The 22,849-nt window shown below is 65.6% G+C and carries 20 protein-coding genes and 1 riboswitch; of the genes, 8 read left to right on the forward strand and 12 right to left on the reverse strand.

Translation table 11 applies throughout. From position 1 onward, the window contains the following. Positions 1-4: 4 nt before the first annotated feature. The gene (gene ahcY / locus JHD63_RS02880) at positions 5-1,438 is read right to left on the reverse strand and encodes an adenosylhomocysteinase (RefSeq protein WP_198969152.1); all 1,434 of its coding nucleotides are present in this window, start codon (positions 1,436-1,438) and stop codon (positions 5-7) included. 71 nt (positions 1,439-1,509) lie between these two features. Next, positions 1,510-1,583, reverse strand: a riboswitch (S-adenosyl-L-homocysteine riboswitch). Positions 1,584-1,626: 43 nt separating this feature from the next. Continuing rightward, a complete protein-coding gene (locus JHD63_RS02885; RefSeq protein ID WP_198969153.1) occupies positions 1,627-2,694 on the reverse strand; it encodes an acyltransferase family protein in 1,068 nt (355 codons plus the stop codon). Positions 2,695-2,921: 227 nt separating this feature from the next. Here JHD63_RS02885 and JHD63_RS02890 point away from each other — a divergent pair, with 227 nt between their 5' ends. The 5 genes from JHD63_RS02890 to JHD63_RS02910 all read left to right on the forward strand — a co-directional run bounded on the left by JHD63_RS02890 (position 2,922) and on the right by JHD63_RS02910 (position 9,638). Beyond that, entirely contained in the window at positions 2,922-4,550 is a 1,629-nt protein-coding gene (locus tag JHD63_RS02890; RefSeq protein ID WP_198969154.1) for a peptide chain release factor 3, read from the forward strand. Positions 4,551-4,727: 177 nt separating this feature from the next. After that, on the forward strand, positions 4,728-5,132 hold the full coding sequence (locus JHD63_RS02895; RefSeq protein WP_198969155.1) for a GtrA family protein: 405 nt from the start codon (positions 4,728-4,730) through the stop codon (positions 5,130-5,132). 7 nt (positions 5,133-5,139) lie between these two features. Beyond that, positions 5,140-6,108: a glycosyltransferase family 2 protein gene (locus tag JHD63_RS02900; protein ID WP_198969156.1), complete on the forward strand. Its 969-nt coding sequence runs from the start codon at positions 5,140-5,142 to the stop codon at positions 6,106-6,108. Between the two features lie 125 nt (positions 6,109-6,233). Next, on the forward strand, positions 6,234-7,748 hold the full coding sequence (locus tag JHD63_RS02905) for a glycosyltransferase family 39 protein (protein WP_198969157.1): 1,515 nt from the start codon (positions 6,234-6,236) through the stop codon (positions 7,746-7,748). Positions 7,749-7,811: 63 nt separating this feature from the next. Beyond that, the gene (locus JHD63_RS02910; RefSeq protein ID WP_198969158.1) at positions 7,812-9,638 is read left to right on the forward strand and encodes a hypothetical protein; all 1,827 of its coding nucleotides are present in this window, start codon (positions 7,812-7,814) and stop codon (positions 9,636-9,638) included. 15 nt (positions 9,639-9,653) lie between these two features. Here the strand turns inward: JHD63_RS02910 and JHD63_RS02915 are convergent, their stop codons facing one another. Together JHD63_RS02915 and JHD63_RS02920 are read right to left on the reverse strand one after the other, a co-directional pair. Beyond that, positions 9,654-11,012: a DUF6056 family protein gene (locus tag JHD63_RS02915; protein ID WP_198969159.1), complete on the reverse strand. Its 1,359-nt coding sequence runs from the start codon at positions 11,010-11,012 to the stop codon at positions 9,654-9,656. 2 nt (positions 11,013-11,014) lie between these two features. After that, a complete protein-coding gene (locus JHD63_RS02920) occupies positions 11,015-11,452 on the reverse strand; it encodes a hypothetical protein (protein WP_198969160.1) in 438 nt (145 codons plus the stop codon). 412 nt (positions 11,453-11,864) lie between these two features. Between JHD63_RS02920 and JHD63_RS02925 the strand changes: the two genes are divergently transcribed. Further along, on the forward strand, positions 11,865-13,226 hold the full coding sequence (locus JHD63_RS02925; RefSeq protein WP_198969161.1) for a hypothetical protein: 1,362 nt from the start codon (positions 11,865-11,867) through the stop codon (positions 13,224-13,226). A gap of 23 nt (positions 13,227-13,249) precedes the next feature. Further along, a complete protein-coding gene (locus JHD63_RS02930) occupies positions 13,250-14,104 on the forward strand; it encodes an HAD-IIB family hydrolase (protein ID WP_198969193.1) in 855 nt (284 codons plus the stop codon). On the opposite strand, the gene JHD63_RS02935 is transcribed toward JHD63_RS02930, so the two are convergent. From JHD63_RS02935 to JHD63_RS02970, 8 genes are all read right to left on the reverse strand, one after another. Next, entirely contained in the window at positions 14,082-14,411 is a 330-nt protein-coding gene (locus tag JHD63_RS02935) for an I78 family peptidase inhibitor (protein WP_233167524.1), read from the reverse strand. The genes JHD63_RS02930 and JHD63_RS02935 overlap by 23 nt on opposite strands. Positions 14,412-14,436: 25 nt before the next feature. Further along, complete coding sequence (locus JHD63_RS02940; RefSeq protein ID WP_198969162.1) at positions 14,437-15,630, reverse strand: Yip1 family protein; 1,194 nt, start codon at positions 15,628-15,630, stop codon at positions 14,437-14,439. A gap of 149 nt (positions 15,631-15,779) precedes the next feature. Further along, positions 15,780-16,514 carry a lysophospholipid acyltransferase family protein gene (locus JHD63_RS02945; protein WP_370590382.1) on the reverse strand — a complete coding sequence of 245 codons (735 nt, stop codon included), beginning with the start codon at positions 16,512-16,514 and terminating at the stop codon, positions 15,780-15,782. Between the two features lie 466 nt (positions 16,515-16,980). Then, positions 16,981-18,285, reverse strand: coding sequence for a dihydroorotase (locus tag JHD63_RS02950; protein ID WP_198969164.1), 1,305 nt, complete (start codon positions 18,283-18,285; stop codon positions 16,981-16,983). Positions 18,286-18,427: 142 nt separating this feature from the next. Next, complete coding sequence (locus JHD63_RS02955; RefSeq protein WP_198969165.1) at positions 18,428-19,390, reverse strand: aspartate carbamoyltransferase catalytic subunit; 963 nt, start codon at positions 19,388-19,390, stop codon at positions 18,428-18,430. 13 nt (positions 19,391-19,403) lie between these two features. After that, entirely contained in the window at positions 19,404-19,934 is a 531-nt protein-coding gene (gene pyrR / locus JHD63_RS02960; RefSeq protein ID WP_198969166.1) for a bifunctional pyr operon transcriptional regulator/uracil phosphoribosyltransferase PyrR, read from the reverse strand. A 105-nt stretch (positions 19,935-20,039) separates the two neighbouring features. Next, positions 20,040-20,450: a Holliday junction resolvase RuvX gene (gene ruvX, locus JHD63_RS02965; RefSeq protein WP_198969167.1), complete on the reverse strand. Its 411-nt coding sequence runs from the start codon at positions 20,448-20,450 to the stop codon at positions 20,040-20,042. Positions 20,451-20,472: 22 nt separating this feature from the next. Next, positions 20,473-21,072, reverse strand: coding sequence for a YqgE/AlgH family protein (locus JHD63_RS02970; protein WP_198969168.1), 600 nt, complete (start codon positions 21,070-21,072; stop codon positions 20,473-20,475). 111 nt (positions 21,073-21,183) lie between these two features. Between JHD63_RS02970 and JHD63_RS02975 the strand changes: the two genes are divergently transcribed. After that, a complete protein-coding gene (locus JHD63_RS02975) occupies positions 21,184-22,695 on the forward strand; it encodes a cryptochrome/photolyase family protein (protein WP_198969169.1) in 1,512 nt (503 codons plus the stop codon). Positions 22,696-22,849 lie beyond the last annotated feature (154 nt).

The raw sequence follows: 22,849 nt of genomic DNA on the forward strand, positions 1-22,849 counted from the left end.
CGTATCAGTAGCGGTAGCTGTCGGGCTTGTAGGGGCCGTTCTTGTCCACGCCGATGTAGGCGGCCTGGGCGTCGGTCAGTTCGGTCAGCATGGCGCCGACCTTCTTCAGGTGCAGGCGCGCGACCTTCTCGTCCAGGTGCTTGGGCAGCACGTAGACCTTGCCGGCCTGGTAGGCGTCGGGCTTGGTGAACAGCTCGATCTGGGCGATGGTCTGGTTGGCGAACGAGGACGACATGACGAAGCTCGGGTGGCCGGTGCCGCAGCCCAGATTCACCAGCCGGCCCTTGGCCAGCAGGATGATCTTCTTGCCGTCGGGGAACCTGATGTGGTCGACCTGCGGCTTGATCTCTTCCCACTCGTACTGCTCGATCGAGGCAACGTCGATCTCGTTGTCGAAGTGGCCGATGTTGCAGACGATGGCCTGGTCCTTCATGGCGAGCATGTGCTCGTGGCGGATCACGTCGCGGTTGCCGGTGGTGGTGACGAAGATGTCGGCCTTGTCGGCGGCGTATTCCATCGTCACGACCTTGTAGCCTTCCATGGCGGCCTGCAGGGCGTTGATCGGGTCGATTTCCGTCACCCACACCTGCGCCGACAGCGCGCGCAGCGCCTGGGCCGAGCCCTTGCCCACGTCGCCGTAGCCGGCCACGCAGGCCACCTTGCCGGCGATCATCACGTCGGTCGCGCGCTTGATGCCGTCCACCAGCGACTCGCGGCAGCCGTACAGGTTGTCGAACTTGCTCTTGGTGACCGAGTCGTTCACGTTGATGGCGCGGAACAGCAGCGTGCCCTTGGCCGACATCTCGTTCAGGCGATGCACGCCGGTGGTGGTTTCCTCGGTCACGCCGATGATCTCGGCCGACTTGCGGGTGTACCAGGTGTCGTCGACCGCCAGCTTGGCCCGGATCGCGGCGTAGAGGATGCGTTCTTCCTCGCTCGTCGGGTGGGCGAGCACGCCCAGGTCCTTCTCGGCGCGCTGGCCCAGGTGCATCAGCAGGGTGGCGTCGCCGCCGTCGTCCAGGATCATGTTCGGGCCTTCGCCTTGCGCGCCCTTGGGGCCGAACTCGAAGATCGCGTGGGTGTAGTCCCAGTAGTCCTTGAGCGACTCGCCCTTGATCGCGAACACCGGCGTGCCCTTTTCGGCGATGGCGGCAGCGGCGTGGTCCTGCGTCGAGAAGATGTTGCACGAGGCCCAGCGCACCGTGGCGCCGAGCGCCTGCAGCGTCTCGATCAGCACGGCGGTCTGGATCGTCATGTGCAGCGAGCCGGTGATGCGCGCGCCCTTCAGCGGCTGGCTCCTGGCGAACTCCTCGCGGATGGCCATCAGGCCCGGCATTTCGGTTTCCGCGATGCGGATTTCCTTGCGGCCCCAGGCGGCAAGGCTGATGTCGGCGATGGCCTGGTCGGGGGACGTGGCGGGCTTGAGGACGGCGTTCATGGTCGGCTCCATAGGAGTAGTTCGATGACCACGTCCCGCAATGGGCAGACAAGCGCTCAAGGCACACGGAACGTGGGCGAGCGTCGTTGCGAAGGTGGGTTTCCGAGCCTCACGCCATGGCGGCGCTGCAACGCTCCTCGGAAGGTGCGGATTATAGAAGCCCTGAGCAAGGGCGTCGGGACATGAGACTACCGATCGACCGGCCTGCCAACCACAGCCGAGGCGCTGGCGCGATGCGGCGCGCCGGCGCCCAAACGATCTTTCCAGAGCAGCGCGGGCCGCTCTACAAGATGCCACGACAAGAAGGCCAGCGCGACCGTCACAGGCACGGTGAAGCAGGCACCTTCCAGCACAGAGAGTCGATTACCCGTGACCCAGATGATGGTCTGCTGCACCGGAAACGCATAGATGTAGAGGCCATAGGAGATATCGCCAAACCGGCCAGCCCGTCGCAGTAATGGCGTGGCGCAACTACCAAACACCACGGTGGCCAACGGCAGACCCAGGGTCATGGCCACTTCCTGCCAGCCACCGAACCAGAGCGCAGCGATGGTCAGCGCCGATAGCAGTGCGAACCACCGCCTGTGCGGCAACCAGTGGGAGCGCAGCACACACAGACAAGAACCGGAGAAGAACACCACGCCCATCTGCAGCTTCATGCGCAGCGGGTTGTCATAGCCCATCTTCAAAAGAAAGAAGAACCAGACCGCCGACGCCGCGAATGCCGCCACCAGCAGCAGCCCGCTGCGCCGCATGAAGCCCAGAACCCCGACCAGGGCCAGGAGCGCATAGCACTTCACCTCGATCGGAATGGTCCACAAGGAGCCATTGGCGCTTTGCGGCACGGGGTTGCCGGCAAAAATGCCGGGCAGTTGCGACTCGAACTCCCATAGCCCCAGCAAATTGAGGTACGTCCAGGTCACGGGCGAGGAAAAGTACTCGGTGCTGCCCAGCGAACTGACCAGCGGGCCGAGGACGAAAACCACCAGCACGGTCGCAACCGCCAGCCCAGGCCATATCCGGAGAAAGCGTCGAACGGCGAAACGCCAGAGATGCGGATCGCGCACCCAGCTGCCCGCGATCAGATAACCGCTGATGGCAAAGAACACCAGCACGCCAAGCCCGCCCCAACTGCTGTTGATGAACAAGGGCTCAGGCCGCCCCGACAAAGCGAACTGGTGGCTGAGCAGCACGCCGGTTGCCGCCGCCAGGCGCAGAAAGTCGAAGTTGTTGTCCTTGTCGCGGCCAGGCTGCATGGTCGGGTGATGAAGTTGGGAGACGGGACCGCCCCAGGTTGAACACGGAGCCTGAGCAAAAGCGGGCGCTGGCCTCTGCGAAAGCCACAAACGCCGGAATTGTAGGAGGCGATCCGGAATGCAGGCCCGATGCGGCCGGCCCTGGCACGACGCCGCCCGCCGCCCGCCGCCCGCCGCCCGCCGCGTCTGAGAAAATCACGGATTACGCTTCTCCCACCTGCCCACCCGTGTCCTTCCTCTCCGAAACCCGCCGCCGCCGCACCTTCGCGATCATTTCCCACCCCGACGCCGGCAAGACCACGCTGACCGAGAAACTGCTGCTGTTCTCCGGCGCGATCCAGATCGCCGGGTCGGTGAAGGCGCGCAAGGCCAGCCGCCATGCCACCTCCGACTGGATGGAAATCGAGAAGCAGCGCGGCATCTCGGTGGCCTCGTCGGTCATGCAGATGCTGTACCGCGACCACGTCATCAACCTGCTCGACACGCCCGGCCACAAGGACTTCTCGGAAGACACCTACCGCGTGCTCACCGCCGTCGACTCGGCGCTGATGGTGATCGACGCGGCCAACGGCGTTGAAGCTCAGACGCGCCGGCTGATCGAGGTCTGCCGCCAGCGCGACACGCCCATCATCACCTTCGTCAACAAGATGGACCGCGAAGTGCGCGAGCCGCTTGACATCCTCGACGAGGTCGAGCGCGAACTCGGCATGCCCTGCGTGCCCATGACCTGGCCGGTGGGCCAGGGCAAGACTTTCCGCGGGATCATGAACTTGCGCACGCAGGCGATGACGGTGTTCGAGTCGGGCAGCGAGCGGCTACCGCAGGACTTCGAGACCCTTGCGCTTGGCGAGCGCGACATGCTCGTCAAGCGCTTCGGCGCAGATTTCGAGACCGCCATGGACAGCATGGAGCTGGCCACCGGCGCCTCCCCCACCTGGGACCGCGAAGCCTTCCTGGCCGGCAAGCAGACGCCCGTGTTCTTCGGCTCCGGCGTGAACAACTTCGGCGTGATGGAAGTGCTCGACGCGCTGGTCGACCTGGCGCCTTCGCCGCAGTCGCGCACCAGCACCACCCTGGTCAACCGCCAGCCGGTGGTGAAAGAGATCCAGCCCGAGGACAAGGACTTCGCGGGCGTGGTCTTCAAGGTGCAGGCCAACATGGACGCCAACCACCGCGACCGCATCGCCTTCGTGCGCATGGCCTCGGGCAAGTACACGCCGGGCATGAAGCTCAAGGTGCAGCGCACCGCCAAGGAACTGCGCCCCACCAGCGTCGTGACCTTCATGAGCCAGCGCCGCGAGGCGGTGGAGGAAGCCTACGCGGGCGACATCGTGGGCTTCACCACGCACGGCGGCGTGCAGTTGGGCGACACCATCACCGACGGCGCGAGCCTGCAGTTCACCGGCCTGCCCTTCTTCGCGCCCGAGCTGTTCATGACCGTGATCCTGAAGAACCCGCTGCGCACCAAGCAGTTGCAGCAGGGCCTGGCCCAGCTCGGCGAAGAAGGCGCGATCCAGGTGTTCCGCCCCGAGATCGGCGGGCCGATGCTGCTGGGCGCCGTCGGCCAGTTGCAGTTCGAAGTGGTGCAGCACCGCCTGAAGGCCGAGTACGACGCCGATGTGCGGCTCGAAGGCTGCCAGTACACCGGAGCGCGCTGGATCACGGCCGACACCCCGGCCGAGCTGCGCGAGTTCGTCAACGCCTATCCGCAGCGCATGGCCAGGGACGCGGCGGACACGCTGGCCTTCCTGTGCACCTCGCCGTACGACGTGCGGCTGGCGCAGGAGCGCTTTCCGAAGATCCACTTCCATCCGCTGCGCGAGCATGCGGGCCTGGCGCTGCAGCATGCTGGATGAGATGAGACCACCCCCAGGCTACGCGCTGCGCGTCTTCGCCTTCCCCCTGCGAGGGGGCACATCCTGCGGACCGGCAAAGCCGGATCCGCGGATGTTTGCGCATGGCCTGCTCCGCGGCCTTTCGTTCCTTTGGGTTTCGTTCGCTGCGGGTGTCGCGCGGCGCCGTGGACGACTGCCATGAAACTCCCGCGCCAGTTCCTGGCCTTCTGCGTGGTCGGCACCATAGGCTTCGTGGTCGACGTGGCCATCCTGTATGCGCTGGCGCCCTGGCTGGGCTGGTTCGCCGGGCGCGTCGTGTCATTCCTGGGCGCAGCCACCACCACCTGGGCGTTGAACCGCGCCTTCACCTTCAGTGCCCAGGCCGCCAGCGCCCGCTACAGCGCTTGGCAGCAGTACTGGCGCTACATGGTGGCCATGCTCGGCGGCGCGCTGGTGAACTACCTTGCCTACACCCTCACCCTGCTGTGGAGCAGCGCCCCGTGGGCTCCCACGCTGGGGGTGGCGCTGGGCAGCGTGGCCGGCCTGGTGGTGAACTTCGTCAGCGCACGCAAGGTGGCATTCCGCAGCGCACACAAGTCATGATGCGCCCATGCAGCAGAAACTGATCTCCATCATCGTTCCCGCCTACAACGAAGAAGCGGTGCTCGACATCTTCCACGAGCGCATCAGCGCAGTGCTGGCCAGCCTGCCGGACTATGCGTGGGAGATCATCTTCATCAACGACGGCAGCACCGATGCCACGCAGTCGAAGATCGAGGCACTGCAGCGCCAGGATCCGCGCGTCGGCTGCGTCCTGCTGTCGCGCAACTTCGGCAAGGAGATCGCCATGACGGCCGGCCTCGACCATGCCAAGGGGGATGCCGTGGTCATCATCGACGCCGACCTGCAGGACCCGCCCGAACTCATGGCAGACTTCATCCGCGAGTGGAAGAACGGCTACGACGTGGTCTATGGCCGGCGCACCCACCGCGACGGCGAGTCCTGGGCGAAGAAGGCCACGGCGCGCTATTTCTACCAGGTGATCGGCAAACTCTCCAAGGTGCAGATCCCCGCCAACACCGGCGATTTCCGCCTCATGAGCCGCAGGGCGGTGGATGCACTGCTCCAGTTGCGCGAGCACCATCGCTTCATGAAAGGGCTGTTCGCCTGGGTCGGCTACCCGTCCATCGCGGTCGAATACCGGCGCCCGCCACGGGCCGCGGGCGTGTCGAAATTCAACTACTGGAAGCTGTGGAATTTCGCCCTGGAGGGCATCACTTCCTTCACCATCCTGCCGCTGAAGCTCGCCACCTACCTGGGCGTGTTCATCGCGCTATTTTCCGTCTTGGCCGGTTCTTGGATCATCCTGAAAACACTGCTCTGGGGCGAACGTGTTGCCGGCTACCCGACCCTGATCGTCACGATCCTGTTCTTCGGGGGAGTGCAGTTGTTCTTCATCGGCGTCATTGGCGAATACCTGGGCCGCATCTACAACGAAACCAAGGTGCGCCCTCTGTATGTCGTGCAGGAAGTTTTACCCCCCGGTACCGGAAAAAGCAGGGCGGCCAACACAAGCTGATGCCGCTGGCCTATTGATCGCTGGATGCAGCGCCCGGCGTCCAGGCGATTTTCGGTGCATTTATCCCAGTTTTCCCATGTAAATCAGCAAAATAAGAAATCATGCCTCATTCCGCTGCCTCGCCCATGTCGAAATTCAATGGCAGCAATTTGATAATTATCGCCATCATATTGCTTGCCGCAGCCTTGCGCTTCTACCATATAGATGCGTTCAGCTTATGGGAGGATGAGCTTTTCTCCGTCGCGACGGCAACCCAGTCCGGGCCGTGGTACGGGCCGTTCGAGGCCGGAAAAAGCATGCAGAAGCTGCAGTTGACGGACAACTTCTGGACCTGGAAGTTCTCCGACCCGCATCCGCCGCTCTTTGAAATGCTGCTGGTCGTCTGGATCAAGCTGTTTGGAACCTCGGATTTCGCGCTTCGCAGCCTCACTGCCAGCCTGGGCGTTGGAACCCTGCTGTCGGTGTTTGCGCTGCCACGCACCATCACGGCACCGGGCCGGATCGTCTACGTCGCGCTGCTGGCAGCCTCCGCACCGTTGCTGATCTACAGCCAGGATGTGCGCAACTATTCATTGGGGGCATTCCTTTCGGCGTGGATGTTCGCATTTCTGCTGCGCCAGATGGATGAAGACGAAGCGGGCCTGCGAGCCGGCAGGCCCCATTTCCTGCTGCTCGCCGCAGGCGGCTTGCTCGCATTGACGCATTATTACGGCCTGATCATGACGCTCAGTTTTGCCGCCATCATGACGCTCAGGGTGCGCAGCATCAGAGCTTTTTGCAGGGCGTCGGCCTCATGGCTCCTGGCCTTGGTGCCGATCGGCATCTACATCGCACTCGGCTGGGCAGGCATTGCCACCAAGATGAATGCAGCGCCGCCCGAGGCTCTCTCACTGGCGATGACCTTCAAGCGCAACACCATATCGCTGCTGCACAACATCTATCCCCATGTCAATACGAAGGGGTTTTGGATTTCCATGCTGGTCGTGCTGGCAACGCTGCTGATCTACAAGCGCATGCGCAGCGAGCAGCACATCCTCGCGCCATCGGCAGGCGCAATCGCGGGCATCCTGACCTTGTTCTTCCTGGTGCTGATCCTGGCGACGCGGCGTGCGGAATTCTTCTCGACGCGCTACGTGATATTCATGTTCCCCGGCATCTTGCTGATGCTATCCATCTTTACCCTGGTAAAGGGGTGGCCGAGGGCGGCAAGCCTGCTGCTTACGGCATTTCTGATACCCATGGGAATCTGGGCCTGGCAACTGTCGCCCAAACCCCAGAATGGAGGGGACTGGCGTGGGGCAGCGGAGTTGGTTGCCCGCCTGTACGGCCCGAACGACATCGTCATCATTCCGCTGATCGACCCGACGATGCGCTCGCATTTCGTGCATTACCTGCGTAAGAAACTCCCCCAAGAACAGCTTGACACTCGCGTTCTGAGCATCACCAATCCAGATCTCATGCCTGCGCGGCTGCAAGCTCTGGAACACCGACCTGCGAGGATCATTTTTTTCACCCATGCTTCCTTTCAATACGAAGGAAACGCCATGATGGATTGGTTGCAGAAGAACTACTCATGCACCGCTGAATCGTGGCAGAACGTACAGGCTCTGCGCGTCGCCGTCGTATCGTGCCCGCCGTGAAGCGGATGCTTGCGTGCAGGGCTACTCCATCAAGAACCATCTGTTGAATGAGCAGGATTGATCGTGAAGAAAATAAAGTTCATCTCCCTGGCAATGGCCACCGCCTTTCCATTGCTGGGTTCGGCACAAATGCCCTTGCCTGAGCGAAGCACTTTCTATATAGCGCCCGTGATTGAAGGTCTCGCCATCTGCCTGTCCGCCCAACGCTCGGAGCAGGTACGCAAGGGAATCGCGCCCAACTCCCATTGCGGAAAATACAAGTTCGATTCCCCGGCCATGCTCACCCATCTTCTGAACGATTTCGAAGCGGGCGGAGCGGCCGGCAAGGTGCAGGTGGGTTATACAGCGACCATTCCGTTGCTCGGGCTGTACGAGAAGAAGAATGGCAAGTGGGTGATCAACGCTGCCAAGGTGGACGACAACCTGTCCTTGATTGCCAAAGTGAATCGCCCGGTCGTCGTCTATCTCGCAGCCAACCATTTCGATACGCAGGGCCCGCTGAGCGAGGAACTAGCCAGGGACAAGCGCAACCTGCTGCTGCTGGCCAACGGCGCGCCCCCCGACACGTCCTATTTTGGTTATGCCGTCACTCCGTTCACGCTGCTGACGGACGAGACGATTCCGGTCAACCACTACCGCTTCGAGGCACTGCGCTATGTCGCGCAGAAAGTGGCCAGACTCCCGGCTGCGGTGCAGAATCGCATCATCGCCGTCACGCTGGCCGGGGAGTTGCACCAGATGTTCAATGATTTTGAAAACGGCATGGGCGTTTTCGAGAAAGCGAGCGTCACCGACTACAGCCCTGCGTCAGCGGCGGAGTTCAAATCCTGGCTGTCCAAGAAGTACCGCACGGTGGAAGCCTTCAACAAGACCACGGGCTTCACGTTCGCCGATTTCGGTGCTATCCCTCTGCCCGGAAAGAACATCCGCACGGACTCACTGACATCGTTCGCCGAGCACTACGACGGCTTCGCGGACGGCGTGCTGCCGGTATCTGGCTGGCTCTGGACAGCCGAAGGCCAAGTGGAAAAACTGGAGCTTTATGTAGATGGCCAGCGCGTGGCGGACGTGCCCCGCCGGCTGAACCGCCTCGATGTGTACCGCGCGGTGGAAGAGATCAAGACTCCGAACGTCGGCTTCCGCTACGACTATGCCTTTGACAAACTGCCGGTGGGCCGCCATGTGGGCCAGGTAGTGGCCCATGCGGCCGGCAAACGCTACGAAGTCGCGCAATTCGACTTCAACGTCATGGCACGTGACCAGTCCCGACTGCCCGCGAGACCGGTCGCAACGCTGAAGTCGCTCGAAAAACTCGACAAGCTCAAAGGCGCCAGAGCCTGGCTCGATATTCCGCGCCAGCAGCAGGACGTCTACTTCAACCCGCTGGCACGCGACTGGGACGAATTTCGCGCGACACAGGTTAACGCACTACTGAACAAGTTCTACACGATCGCCAGGCAAGCCGGCATTCCGGCGTCGCTGCTGTATTCGCACCAGATCGTGCCCCAGGTCAATTCCACCTGGAACGCACAGCTGTTTGCGGTGGACACGACGTTTGCCGGTGACACGTCCTGGCATGATGGCATGAACATGTACGGTGGCGCGGCCAACAGTGACTGGGTGCGCAATTTCATTGCCTCCCGCAAGATCCAGGACTACGGCGTGCCGGAATTCAACCCGCAGCAATGGAAGCAGCCCGGAGTACACCTGGATGCGATGGTGTCCCAATACAAGAATGGTGCACGCTTCATCAGTCCCTATTTCATCTCGGTCACGTCTGACCAGGATAGCCCGCGCAGCGCAGTTACCAATATGGAAATCCGGCCCGACAACCCGGCGGAGGGATCGGCACAGTTCTACCGCGCGATCCGGGAGCTTTCTGCGCAATGATGCACGGTGGCCCTATCAGGGTTTTTTTAAAATATGCCAGAGCGCGACTATCATGCCCAGTGTGAATATGCCATTCACAATGCGTTTTAGTCTTTCTCCTTCTACCTGCATGAACACCAGCGTGGCCAGCAGCAGGACCAGCATGTTCTGGAAGAAGAATATCCGTGCACCCGACGCATAGAGCGTCGGCGAAAGTCCCATGATTGCCGCCGACAGGATAGCAGCGATGAAGATGAGAACCGCCGCACCTGGGGCGATGAACCTGGATCGGATTGATGCATTGGAAATGCTGAAACCGACACAGCATACACCCAACATCACCAAGAAGAAGTGGCCATAGAAAACCGAGTTCACGGCGGCCTGGAAATAATCTCCCACGCCATACACATGAAAACCTTCGGGCGTCTTCTGGAACGACCATATCTCAGCGATCGTCTGCACCCAGCTTTGTGAGGATGCCCGCAGCAGCCTGGGCACCGCCTGCAAAAGATAGAGCAGAACGGGCACCAGTGCAATCAGGCGCTTGGCAGGACTCCTGGTCCGCTGGAAAACCAAAATGCATAATAGTACAACAAAAGCAATGGAAATGATGTTTTCGCTTCTGAAAAAATGGCTGAACGCCAGATCAAATCCTGCAAAAATCCGTTCATCTAGATGCCATTCGGAATACTCAGGAAACCAGTAACTCGTGACCACGCTGTAGCGCGCCGAAGTGCCGGGTGCGGCAACGACGCCAATCAGTGCCAGCAGCGCAACGAGCATCAAAACCGCATGCCTCCAGCGAAGTTGCCCAGTACGCAGCAACCCTATGCCAGCCAGAAGCTGAAACCCCAACAACAGCAATCCAGCCTGCTCCTGCGAGGCCCCATACAGCGCTGCAGGAAGGGCCACGATGAAAAGGCGCGGCAATAATTCAGGCCGTAGAAAAGGCAGCAAAGCCAATGACGCCGCGGCCCAGGGCCACAGATAATTGAACGAGCCCGTCATCCACCAGACAGCCTCGCTCATGACCCCGCGCGGAAGCAGGAAAAATCCTTGGAACAGGAAAATGAGTCCCAGGACTCGTTGATCGGCTTGCGTGACGTGGGCCATGAGCCCCAATGACAGCAGCAGAATGAACAGCATGAGGCTGCGCCACAACCATTCATGCGGGATGACGAGCAGGGTCAAGGCATCGACTGCCGCGCGCCCGGACCAGATGGTATAGCGCTCGGTCAGATAATTCACCAAAGACCGGTCCTGCAGTGCCTTGGCATACATGACATCATCCCCGGCCGATCTGAGTCCCTTGAAGGACAAAACCATTAGCAGCAGCATCGCCAGCAGCAGGAAACACAGATGAAATACCTGTCTTGGTTTATTCAGAATCAACATGCTCATACATCCACTGGCAGGCTGCGACCGGTGTCGACGAGCACACGTTTTCCATTCCTCTCAACGGAAATCATGATGCGGGCGCCATCCTCGACCGGTATGTATTTTTTCCGGATGACGGCGCGAAACCCCATGAAATTGAGCCCTTCGGCAATGCCCATTTTTGCGCTGATGTCCTTTCGCAGCACCATCCGGGTTCGAATCTCTATGGCCTTGTTCTGATGGAGCGGAACCAGCACGATGCGCGGCTTGAGCCAGAAACCATTGCGGGGTTCGTCGGTGATCCAGCCCGCGATTTCATACCTGCCGTCCTTCAAGCGAATTTCGTCGAAGGACCATTTTGGCGCCTCTGCCGCGGCCACGTAATTCCCCGCCACCTCCGTGCGCGTGTAATTGCGCTTCTTGTACTGGTAGAAAAATACACTGATGACGGCAGGCACGAGAAGGCAGAATGCGATCTGACACGCAGACGAATGCGCGGCTCTCCGCAAGAACCGCCCCATGTCCCGCAAAGCCACAGAACCATTATCAAGAAATAGCTTCATTTTATTGGGGTGCATTGTCGCTTTCCCGGCGATTGTATAGACTCGCGGCCTTACCCATGGCCCATGGCTCTCGACGCAATGCGAGGGTCGAATGCGCAGATTCAAGCCGAACAAACCAGAAAATCATGATGGTCGCCCTGAAAAGGCCAGCCCGAACCCCTGGTTCACGGCGCAACGCGAGATCACCGCAGCCTACGCTGCGCCCTAAATCCATCTCACGCCACGGCAGTGCCGCATCGTGCGGCGTGCAGTTCCGCAGCGCGCGCCACTTCTTGGTGCGCGGGGGCTGGCCGGCGGGCAACGCGCCATGAGCGGGGCCGCTGCGCAGGCCGAGCGCTCCGGGCGCGCGTTCCTCGTGGCGCTGGCCGCGCTGTGCCTGGCCTACGGCGGCTGGCTGCTCGCGTTCTGGCCCGGCGTGCTGGGGCCCGACAGCTATGCGATCCTGCTGGAGTTGCAGACGCAAGGCGGCTTCCAGTCCGGCAAGCCGAGCTTCTGGTACTACTTCGTCCATCTTTTCTACGGCAGCACCCGGCGGGTGGAAGCACCCATCGCCTTCCAGTTGCTGTTCGCGGCGCTGGTGTTCGCGCGCATGCTGTCCTGGTGCTGGCGGCAAGGGTTCTGGAAGATCACGCTGTTTTGTGCCGTCTTCATCTGCTTTGCGCCGCACATCATGTTTTTCACGGGCACGCTGTACCCCGACGCCTTGTTCTCCATCGCGGCGGCGGGGCTGCTGTTCGAACTGTGGCTGGCGGCCAGGGCCGGGCGGCTGGCGCCGTTCCAGCTCGGGATGGTCTTCATCACCCTGCCGTTCGCGCTGTTCTGCCGGCAGAACGGCTTCGTCTTTCTTGCGTCGCTGGCCCTGGCGTCGCTGGCCCTGCGCTGGCCGGACCGGCTCAGGCTGTGGGGCATGGCGGTGTTCTGGAGCGCGCTGGTGCTGCTGGGCGGGCGGCTGCATGCGACCGAATCGCACAGCGTGCTGTTTCCCTTGGCGGCGTTCGAAACGGTCAACTTCCTGCAGCCGCGCCCGATGAACCTGCCGCGCGCCGAGCCCCGGGTGTCCGAGGCGACGATCGAGGCGCTGACCCGGCGGCACGACCTGCAGAACATCATCCGCCACTATGACCGCGACTACTGGGACCCGCTGGTCTACCAGCCGGACGGGCCGGAGCTGATGCGGATTCCGCCCGAGGACAAGGCGGTCATCGTGCGCGAATTCTTCCGCTACAACCTCTGGCGCAACCTGCCCGCCTTCCTGGGCAGCCGGGTCAACATCTTCATGACCTCGCTGCTGGCCCAGGGCGGCATCCTGCCGTTCGATTACACGCAGCAGGTGCTGGCCCAGGTGCAGACGAAGTCGCAGATGCGCAGGTTCCACCTGGACCGGCTCGAAGCCGTGCTGCTCAAGCTGCACAAGGCCAGCCTGGCCTGCCGCTGGCTGCTGTGGACGCCGGCGCTCGGCATCCTGCTGCTGCTCTGGGGGTTGCCGGGCGCGCTCAGGCAAAGAAGGGTGGCGGAACTGCTCGTGCTGCTGCCTCTGCTGGCCCAACTGGGCGGCATCTTCGTTTTTTCCATCGCCGGCGAGTACCGCTACCTGCTGCCCTTTGCCGTCGCCCCCGTCCTTCTGCTGCCCATGCTGCAGAGCCGCCGCGGCGCGGCCCCCTCTTCGTGAACCCACCTGCCCCTGGCCACCGCCTGCAGCCCCTGTCCACCTGGCCCGAGGCCGAACGCCGCGGCATCGTCGGCGTGCTGACCGACATCGACGACACCCTGACCACCGAGGGCGCGATCACGCCCGATGCGCTGGCGGCCCTGGGCGCCCTCCAGGCGGCGGGCCTGCACGTGGTGCCGATCACCGGCCGGCCGGTGGGCTGGAGCGCGACCTTTGCGGCGACCTGGCCGGTCGATGCCGTGGTGGCGGAAAACGGCGCCGTGGCGCTACTGCCCACGCATGAAAAAGGCCTGAAGCCCAGGTGCGATCTGGGCTCTTTGCTATCAAAGATATACCAGCAGGATTCGGCCACGCGCAGCGCCAACTTCGCCCGCATGCAGGCCGTGGCCCGGCGCGTGCTGCGCGAGGTTCCCGGCACCGCGCTGGCCACCGATTCGCCCGGCCGCGAGACCGACATCGCCATCGACCACAGCGAGTTCGCGCGGTTGCCGCCCGAGACCATCGCGCGCGTGGTGGCGCTGCTGCGCAGCGAGGGCATGAACGCCACGGTGAGCAGCATCCACATCAATGGCTGGTACGGCGAGCATGACAAGCTCGCCGGTGCGCGCTGGATCGTGCGCACGCTCTGGCAGCGCGACCTGGACGCCGAGATCGGGCGCTGGGTCTACGTCGGCGATTCGAGCAACGACCAGACGATGTTCGAGCGCTTTCCGCACAGTGTGGGCGTGGCCAACATCGCGCGCTTCCTGCCCATGCTCGAACACCTGCCGCGCTACCTGAGCCGCGGCGCGCGCGGCGCCGGCTTTGCCGAGGTGGCCGCTGCGCTGCTGCAGGCGCGCGGCGACGGCCCCGGCCTCAGCCGCAGTGCGCCCGGGTGACGACGCCGCGCGCGTCCGCGTCCAGCGTCAGGCGCGAGGCGTCGAACTCCCGCGTCACGATCTGCCCGGGCCGCAGCACCCGCACCACCTTGGCATGGGCGCGGCCGCGCGCCTCCTCGCCCAGCCGCTCGTCCACCGTCTTGCCCAGGGCGAACTGCGCGCCGGCGGCATCGCAGACGGTGCCCTCGGAGATGACCTCGACCTCGGCGGGCACGGACGACGGCTTGAAGAAGGCGCAGCCCTGCACGCCGAAGGCCAGCGCCAGGCAGGCAGGAAGAGAACGCAGCATGGGAATTCCTCGGGTCATGGGGCCGATCTTCGCATGCGGGCAACTATGGGCCGCTCTGGCGCTGCAAGCCTTCCAGCGTCGCCAGGTCGAGCAGGCTGGAGGCGGCCTTGACCTCGTCCAGGCTCATCTTCTGCCCGGTGAGTTCGACCACCACGCCGTTGCGCAGGGTGGTGGTGTACTGGGCCTGGCTGCCGTCCTTGCGGAAGCTCTCGTGCAGGGTGCGGCCGTTCTCCTGCCAGGTGCGCTCGGACAACTGGCCGTTCTCGCGCTCGCCCTGCACCACGGCGCCGGCCTCGGCCATGAGCTTGCTCATGCTGCCCAGGTCCAGCATCTCGATGCGCAGGCGCTGCTCGTCGCGCACATAGTCGGCGCGGGCATTGCTCGTGGCGCGCCCCGCCATGTGGCCGCCCTGCATCTCGATGGCGGTGCGGCGGAAGGCCCCAAGCATCTCGGGCAGCGCAGCCTTCAGAGCGGGCGCGGGCACGGCGCCCGCGTCCGGATCGCCCCCGATCAGCGGGGGCGTGCTGGTGGCGGGCGGCTGTGCGCCGGCCTGGCGCTCGCTGGCGGCCTCCATGCGCTCGGCGGCGTCGGCCATCTTCTGCGAGGCGGCGCCCAGGGCCTGGGCATCCAGGGCCAGCTTGCCCCCGGGCGTGTGCAGCTTGACGACTGCCGAGCCCAGGGTGAAGTAGGAAATCGCGGAGGACACCAGCAGGCCCGCCACCGCCCCCGCGAGCACGATGACCGCGGTATAGGGCGCGGTCTTCTGCGGCGCACTGCGCATCAGCACCGGCAGGCCGGTGAACACCAGGTAGACCGAATAGAGCGCGCCCACCAGCATCAGCGGGGCCATGGGCGGCACCAGCAGGAACACCCCGGCCAGCAGCACGGCACTGCTGGCATGCACCGCCAGGGAAAAGGCCCGCAGGCGGTCGGCGTTGCCGCCGAAGGTGGGGGCCACGATGGCCATCACCAGCGCCAGCAGCCAGACCCCGAGCACCAGCAGCAGATAAATGGCCGCAGCCTGGGCCAGGCCGGCGACCCAGGGCAGGTGCACCGTCAGGCCGGCACTGCCGGCACCGACGGCAGCCATGCCGATGCAACTGCACACGGCCGGAATCGCGGCCAGCAGCAGCAACTGGCGCCACAGCGGGCCGGCGGAAACGGAGACTTCGTCGATGCGGCGCCACGCCACGCGGGGCTGGAGCAGCAGGTTCTGGATGCGTTGGATCAGGATCATGGAAGTGAGGCAGGAAGGACTGCGGCGGCATCGCCGCCGCCCGCGGCGCGTCAGCGCGCAAGGGCCCGCATGATGTGCGCCAGGCGCGCCGGCTGCCGTGGCGCAGGGCCGCTTTTTTGTTTCAGTACGTTGCAGCCACGGTGGCCGCGCTACCTCAGAACATCCACCTGCGCGTGCAAGGCCTCGGCCCAGGCGCGCCGGTCGCGGCCTTCGGCGTGTTGCGGCTCGCCCAGCCGCACCATGGCGACGATCGGCTCCGAGGTCAGCGTGCGCCAGATCGAGGCCAGCAGCGTGTCATCGCCCACGTAGGAGGCCGCCTGCGAACGGCGACCCGTGGCCGCGTCGATGAAGCGGATGCCCAGCGGCTGCACCGGCGCCCCGGCCGAGATCGCGGCCTGCAGCAGGTTGCCGTGAAAGGGCAGCAGCCGCTCGCCGTCGCCCGTGGTGCCTTCGGGGAACACGGCCAGCACGTCGCCCGCGCGCAGGCGCGCGGCCATGTGATGCACCACGCGCAGGGCATCGCGGCGGGATTCGCGCGCGATGAACAGCGTGCCCGAGCCCGCGGCCACGGCGCCGATCAGCGGCCAGCGCCGGACCTCCGCCTTGGACACGAAGCGGCAGTTTCGCGTGGCCTGCATCACCAGGATGTCGAGCCAGGACAGATGGTTGGCCACCACCAGCAGCGGCCCGCCAGCCTGGCGCGGGCCCTCGACCCGCAGCGTGACGTTGAAGATGCCGAGCATGTGGCGCGCCCACTGCTCGATGCAGGCCTCGCGCTCGGCCGGCGAGAAGCCCGGGAAGCGCCAGCGCAGCAGCCACAGGCCGCGCAGCCCGTGCCCGACGGCGCGCACGATGCGCAGGCCCGCGCCGGCCTGGCGCAGCAGGCTCATGGACGAGACGCCCCCGGCAGCGCATGAAACCCAAAGGCACGAAAGCCCGCGCAGCAGCCCATGCGCAGACATCCGCGGAACCGGCTCCGCCGGGCCGCAGGATGTGCCCCCTTGAGGGGAAGCGCGCAGCCTGGGGGTGGTCCCATTCCAGCAACACCCGCAGCGAACGAAACCCAAAGGAACGAAAGGCCGCGGAGCAGGCCATGCGCAAACATCCGCGGAACCGGCTGCGCCGGTCCGCAGGATGTGCCCCCTCGCAGGGGGAAGGCGAAGACGCGAAGCGCGCAGCCTGGGGGTGGTCCCATTCCAGCGCCACCCGCAGCGAACGAAACCCAAAGGAACGAAAGGCCGCGGAGCAGGCCATGCGCAAACATCCGCGGATCCGGCTTTGCCGGTCCGCAGGATGTGCCCCCTCGCAGGGGGAAGGCGAAGACGCGCAGCGCGCAGCCTGGGGGTGGTCTCATTTCTGTTCGAAAGCCACCGTGCCCCCCACCAGTGTCCAGCGCACCCGCGCGGGCAGCTCGTAGCCGGAGAACGGCGTGTGCTTGCCCTGGCTGCGCAGCGCCTCGGGCGTGACAGTCCAGCGCGCGGCGGGGTCGAAGATGCACAGGTCGGCCACGCCGCCCGGCACCAGGCGGCCCAGGCTGGCCTCCAGCGTGCCGAGCGCGCCGCCCAGCACCGCGGCGGGCGCCTGGGTCACGGTCGCCAAGGCGCGCCGCAGGCCGGCGCCGCCGGGCGCGGATGCCTCGCCCCATTTCACGGCCAGGCTCAGCAGCAGCTCCAGCCCGGTGGCGCCGGCCTCGGCCTCGGCGAAGGGCAGCACCTTGGCGTCCTCGTCCACCGGCGTGTGGTCCGACACCAGGGCGTCGATGGTGCCGTCGGCCAGCGCGGCGCGGATCGCGTCGCGGTCGCGCTGCTGGCGCAGCGGCGGGTTCAGGCGCGCGCGGCTGTCGAAGAAGCCGATGTCGGCATCGGTCAGGTGCAGCGAGTTGATGCTGACGTCGCAGCTCAGCCCGAGCCCCTCGGCCTTGGCCTGGCGCACCAGCGCGATGCCGGCGGCGCTGCTGATGCGGCACAGGTGCACCCGCGCGCCGGTGGCCTTCTGCAGTTCGAAGATGGTGTGCAGCGCGATGGTCTCGGCCGCCACCGGCACGCCCGACAGGCCCAGGCGCGTGGCCAGCGGGCCGCTGGCGGCCACGCCCTTGCCCAGGTGCAGCTCCTGCGGCCGCAGCCAGACGGTGTAGCCGTAGGTGGCAGCGTACTGCAGCGCGCGCTGCAGCACCTGGGTGCTCTGCAGCGCCACTTCGGCCTGGCTGAAGCCGACGCAGCCGGCCTCGGTCAGCTCGGCCATCTCGGTCAGCACCTCTCCGGCCAGGCCGCGCGTGAGCGCGCCCAGCGGGAACAGCCGCGCCTGGTGCAGCTTCTCGGCGCGGAACTTGAGCATCTCCACCAGGCCGGGCTCGTCCAGCACCGGGTCGGTGTCGGGCGGGCAGACCAGGCTGGTGACGCCGCCGGCAGCGGCCGCGGCCATTTCGGATTCGAGCATGCGTTCGTGCTCGTGGCCGGGTTCGCGCAGGCGCGCGGCCAGGTCCACCAGGCCGGGCATGACGATGCAGCCGGTGGCGTCGATGACGCGGTTGGGCGTGAAGTCGGGCGCTATGTTTTCAATAGCTAGAAGCCGGCCAGCGGCGATGGCTACGTCGGCTTTTTTATCAAAACCGGTGGCCGGATCGATGACGCGGCCGTTGATGATGGAGATCTTCATTTCAGTGCCCGGATCAGCGTTGGCGAAGCGCATTGCACTCCGGGGAACACCCCGGAACCGGCTTTGCCGGGCCGCTGGTGTTGCCCCCTGCAAGGGGGTTGGCGGCCACACGAAGTGTGGCAAGCCTGGGGGTGAACCAAGTTCATGCTTCGTTCCCCGCCACGATGGACATGACCGCCATGCGCACCGCGATGCCGAAGGTCACCTGCGGCAGGATCACGCTCTGCTGGCCGTCGACCACGGCGGAGTCGATCTCCACGCCGCGGTTGATCGGGCCCGGGTGCATCACGATGGCGTCGGGCTTGGCCAGGCGCAGCTTCTCGGGCGTGAGGCCGAAGCTCTTGAAGTACTCCTGCGAGGACGGCAGCAGCGCGCCGCTCATGCGTTCGTTCTGCAGGCGCAGCATGATGACCACGTCGCAGTCGCGGATGCCGTCTTCCAGCGTGTGGAACACCTTCACGCCCATCGGCGCCATGTCGCCGGGCACCAGGGTCTTGGGGCCGACCACGCGCACCTCGGCGCAGCCGAGCGTGGTCAGGCCGTGGATGTCGGAGCGCGCCACGCGCGAGTGCAGCACGTCGCCCACGATGGCCACGGTGAGGTTGCTGAAGTCCTTCTTGTAGTGGCGGATGGTGTACATGTCGAGCAGCCCCTGCGTGGGGTGCGCATGCCGGCCGTCGCCCGCGTTGATCACGTGCACATGCGGCGCCACGTGCTGGGCGATCAGGTAGGGCGCGCCCGATTCGCTGTGCCGCACCACGAACAGGTCGGCCGCCATGGCGCTGAGGTTGGCGATGGTGTCGAGCAGCGACTCGCCCTTGGTGGCCGAGGAGCGCGCGATGTCCAGGTTGATCACGTCGGCGGACAGCCGCTTGGCCGCGATCTCGAAGGTGGTGCGGGTGCGCGTGCTGTTCTCGAAGAACAGGTTGAACACGCTCTTGCCGCGCAGCAGCGGCACCTTCTTGACCTCGCGGTCGCTCACGCTCACGAAATTCGCGGCGGTGTCCAGGATGTGGGTGACGATGTCCCGGGGCAGCCCTTCGATGGACAGCAGGTGGACCAGCTCGCCGTGCTGGTTGAGTTGGGGGTTGCGTTTGTAGAGCATGGCGTTCAGCGGATCAGGCGCTTTCGACGTGGAAACTGAAGCGGCCGTCGGCGCCTTGCTCCAGCGCCAGTTGCTGGGCGGCGGGCAGGGCCACGCGCGCCGCGGCGAAGTCGGCCTGCACCGGCAGCTCGCGCCCGCCGCGGTCCACCAGCACCGCCAGCCGCACGCTGGCCGGGCGGCCGTAGTCGAACAGCTCGTTCAGCACGGCGCGGATGGTGCGGCCGGTGTAGAGCACGTCGTCCAGCAGCATCAAGTCGGCGCCGTTGACGTCGAAGGGCAGCGCGGTCTGCGCGCCGGCGGCCAGGCCGCGCCGGGCGAAGTCGTCGCGGTGCATGACCGAGGAGATGGTGCCCGGCGCGTCGGCCAGGCCCAGGTCCCGCTGCAGCCGCGCGGCCAGCCAGACACCGCCCGAGGCGATACCGACCAGGCGCGTCTGCGGCGTGAGCATCTGCCGCACGCCGCGCAGCAGTTCGCGGTACAGGGCCTCGGCGTCGAGCACGAGGCTCCTGGCGGCGGGGAAGGAGGAGGCGTCAGGAATCGTCATAGGGGTTCTCCATTGCGCCGCGGAGCCGGCTCTGCCGGGCCGCTGGATGTGCACCCTTCGCGCGGCAGAAGGGGGGTGGCGCAGCGCGCAGCCTGGGGGGATGTCTCATTCGAGGCTTCTCAGGAACTGTTCGAGGATGATGCAGGCGGAGGCGGCATCGGCATCCTGCGCGCCGGCGGAACGGGCTTCCGTGGTGCTGTAGCGCTCATCCACCTCGTAGACCGGCAGGCCGAAGCGGCCACGCAGCTGCCGCGCGAAGCGGCGCGCGCGCCGGGTGTTCTCGTGCTCGGCGCCGTCCGGGTGGAACGGCACGCCGACCACCAGCGCATCGGGCTGCCACTCGCTGATCCAGGCCTGCAGCGGCGCGAAGCGGGCGTCGCCCTCGGCCCGCACCGTGCCCTGCGGCGTGGCGGTGCGCAGCAGGCGGTTGCCGGTGGCCACGCCGGTGCGCTTCTGGCCATAGTCCAGTCCGAGGAAGCTCTGCAGGTGCAGGGGAACGGGAAGGGCGTCAGTCACAGAGGATGCCGTACCGGCGGATTCACGCGCGCCCCGCGCTGGGCGAGATCATCCAGCTCTGCAGCCCGAGCAGCGCCAGCGCGCGGTCGTAGCGCTCCTGCACCGGCGCGTCGAAGATCACGCCCAGGTCGGCGCCCACGGTGAGCCAGCTGTTCTCGGCGATCTCGCTCTCGAGCTGGCCCTCGCCCCAGGAGGAATAGCCCAGGGTGACCAGCACGCGGCGCGGGCCGGCGCCGGTGGCGAGGGCCTCCAGCACGTCCTTGGAGGTGGTCATCTCCAGGCCGCCGGGGATGGCCATGGTGGAGGCGTAGGCCGATGCGTCGGAGGCCTCGCTGCCCGGGAACATGGGCTCGTGCAGCACGAAGCCGCGCTCGGTCTGCACCGGGCCGCCCTGGAACACCGGCGCGTCGGAGAGGTCCTCGCGCCGCAGCGACAGGTCGACCTTGTCGAACAGCCGGCGCAGGTTGATGTCGCTGGGCTTGTTGATCATCAGCCCCAGCGCGCCGCGGGCGCTGTGCTCGCACAGGTAGATGACGCTGCGCGAGAAGGACTCGTCCTCCATCCCGGGCATGGCAATCAGGAAGTGATGTGTCAGGTTGATGGGATCGGAATCAGCGGCCATGGGGTCTGATTTTAGGGCGATCCCCGGCGCCGGCGCTTCCGGCCGCGGCGCGTGCGCCACGCGCCTGTTTTGCTGCTCCAATGTGGGGACAGCCCCTCCGAGCCGCCAACCATGCCCCACACCGCCCCCCCGAGATTCGACACCGGCCTGATGTGGTTCCGGCGCGACCTGCGCACCGACGACAACGCCGCGCTCTACCACGCGCTGCGCAACTGCCGCCGGGTGTACTGCGTGTTCGTCTTCGACACCGCCATCCTGGAGCCGCTGCCGCGCGCCGACCGGCGGGTGGAGTTCATCCAGGCCTCGCTGGTGGAACTCGACCAGGACCTGCGCCGCCTCGCAGACGATCCGGCCGCCGGCCTGATCGTGCGCCATGCCGACGCGCGGCAGGACGTCGCGCTGCTGGCCCGCTCGCTCGGCGTGCAGGCGGTGTTCGCCAACCACGACGACGAGCCGGCGGCGCGCGAGCGCGACGCCCAGGTGCTGGGCGCGCTGGCCAATGCCGGCATCGTGCTGCGCCTGCACAAGGACCACTGCATCTTCGAGCGCGACGAGCTGCTGACCCAGTCCGGCACGCCCTTCAACGTGTTCACGCCCTACAAGAACGCCTGGCTGAAGAAGCTCGACGACTTCTACCTCCGGCCCTATCCGGTCGCCCGCTATGCGCAGGCGCTGGCCGCGCGGCCCGAGGCGCACCGCCAGCCGGTGCCCTCGCTCACGGCCATCGGCTTTGAGGCCACCAACCTGTCGCAGTTGCCGATCCCGACCGGCGCGCGCGGCGCCGAGGCGCTGTTCGACGACTTCTTCTCGCGCATCGACGACTACCACCGCACCCGCGATTTTCCCGGCACCAAGGGGCCGAGCTACCTGGGCGTGCACCTGCGCTTCGGCACCGTGTCGGTCCGGCGCCTGGCCACCACCGCGCACAGGCTCATGCTCGGCGGCAGCCCGGGCGCGGCCACCTGGCTTGGCGAGCTGATCTGGCGCGACTTCTTCTTCCAGATCCTGCACCACCACCCGCACGTGGTGGGACACGCCTTCCGCCCCGAATACGACGCCATCAAATGGGAGCACGGCAAGCACGCCGACGCCCTTTTCACCGCCTGGTGCGAGGGCCGCACCGGCTACCCGCTGGTGGACGCGGCCATGCTGCAGCTGCTGCGCAGCGGCTACATGCACAACCGCCTGCGCATGGTGGCCGCGAGCTTCCTGGTGAAGGACCTGGGCATCGACTGGCGGCGCGGCGAGGCCCACTTCGCGCTGCACCTCAACGACTTCGAGCTGTCGTCCAACAACGGCAACTGGCAGTGGGCCGCCTCCACCGGCTGCGACGCACAGCCCTGGTTCCGCATCTTCAACCCGGTGACCCAGAGCCAGAAGTTCGATGCCGAGGGCCGCTTCATACGCCGCTACCTGCCGCAACTGGCCGGGCTGCCCAATGACCTGATCCACACGCCCTGGCGCGCCCAGCCGGTGGACCTGGCCGCCGCCGGACTGGAGCTGGGGCGCGACTATCCGCTGCCCATCGTCGAGCACGCTCTGGCGCGCGAGAAGACGCTGGAGCGTTACGGGGCGGTGAAGAAACAGACGGAAATCCAGCAAAACCATAGCAAGAAGCCTTAGATCCATCTTGATTTCAAGCACAAATGACCTTTAATCCAAGGTGAAATCTCGGCTTCACGCTATATTTTTTGAAGCGATCCGTCGTATCCTGATGGCCGCGCGAGCAAAAGCCCCCGCGCGGCCCTGCCTCATCGCCCGGCAGGCGGCGGCGCGC

Origin of the sequence: Xylophilus sp. ASV27, assembly GCF_016428875.1 — a bacterium.
Classification (GTDB): domain Bacteria; phylum Pseudomonadota; class Gammaproteobacteria; order Burkholderiales; family Burkholderiaceae_C; genus Xylophilus.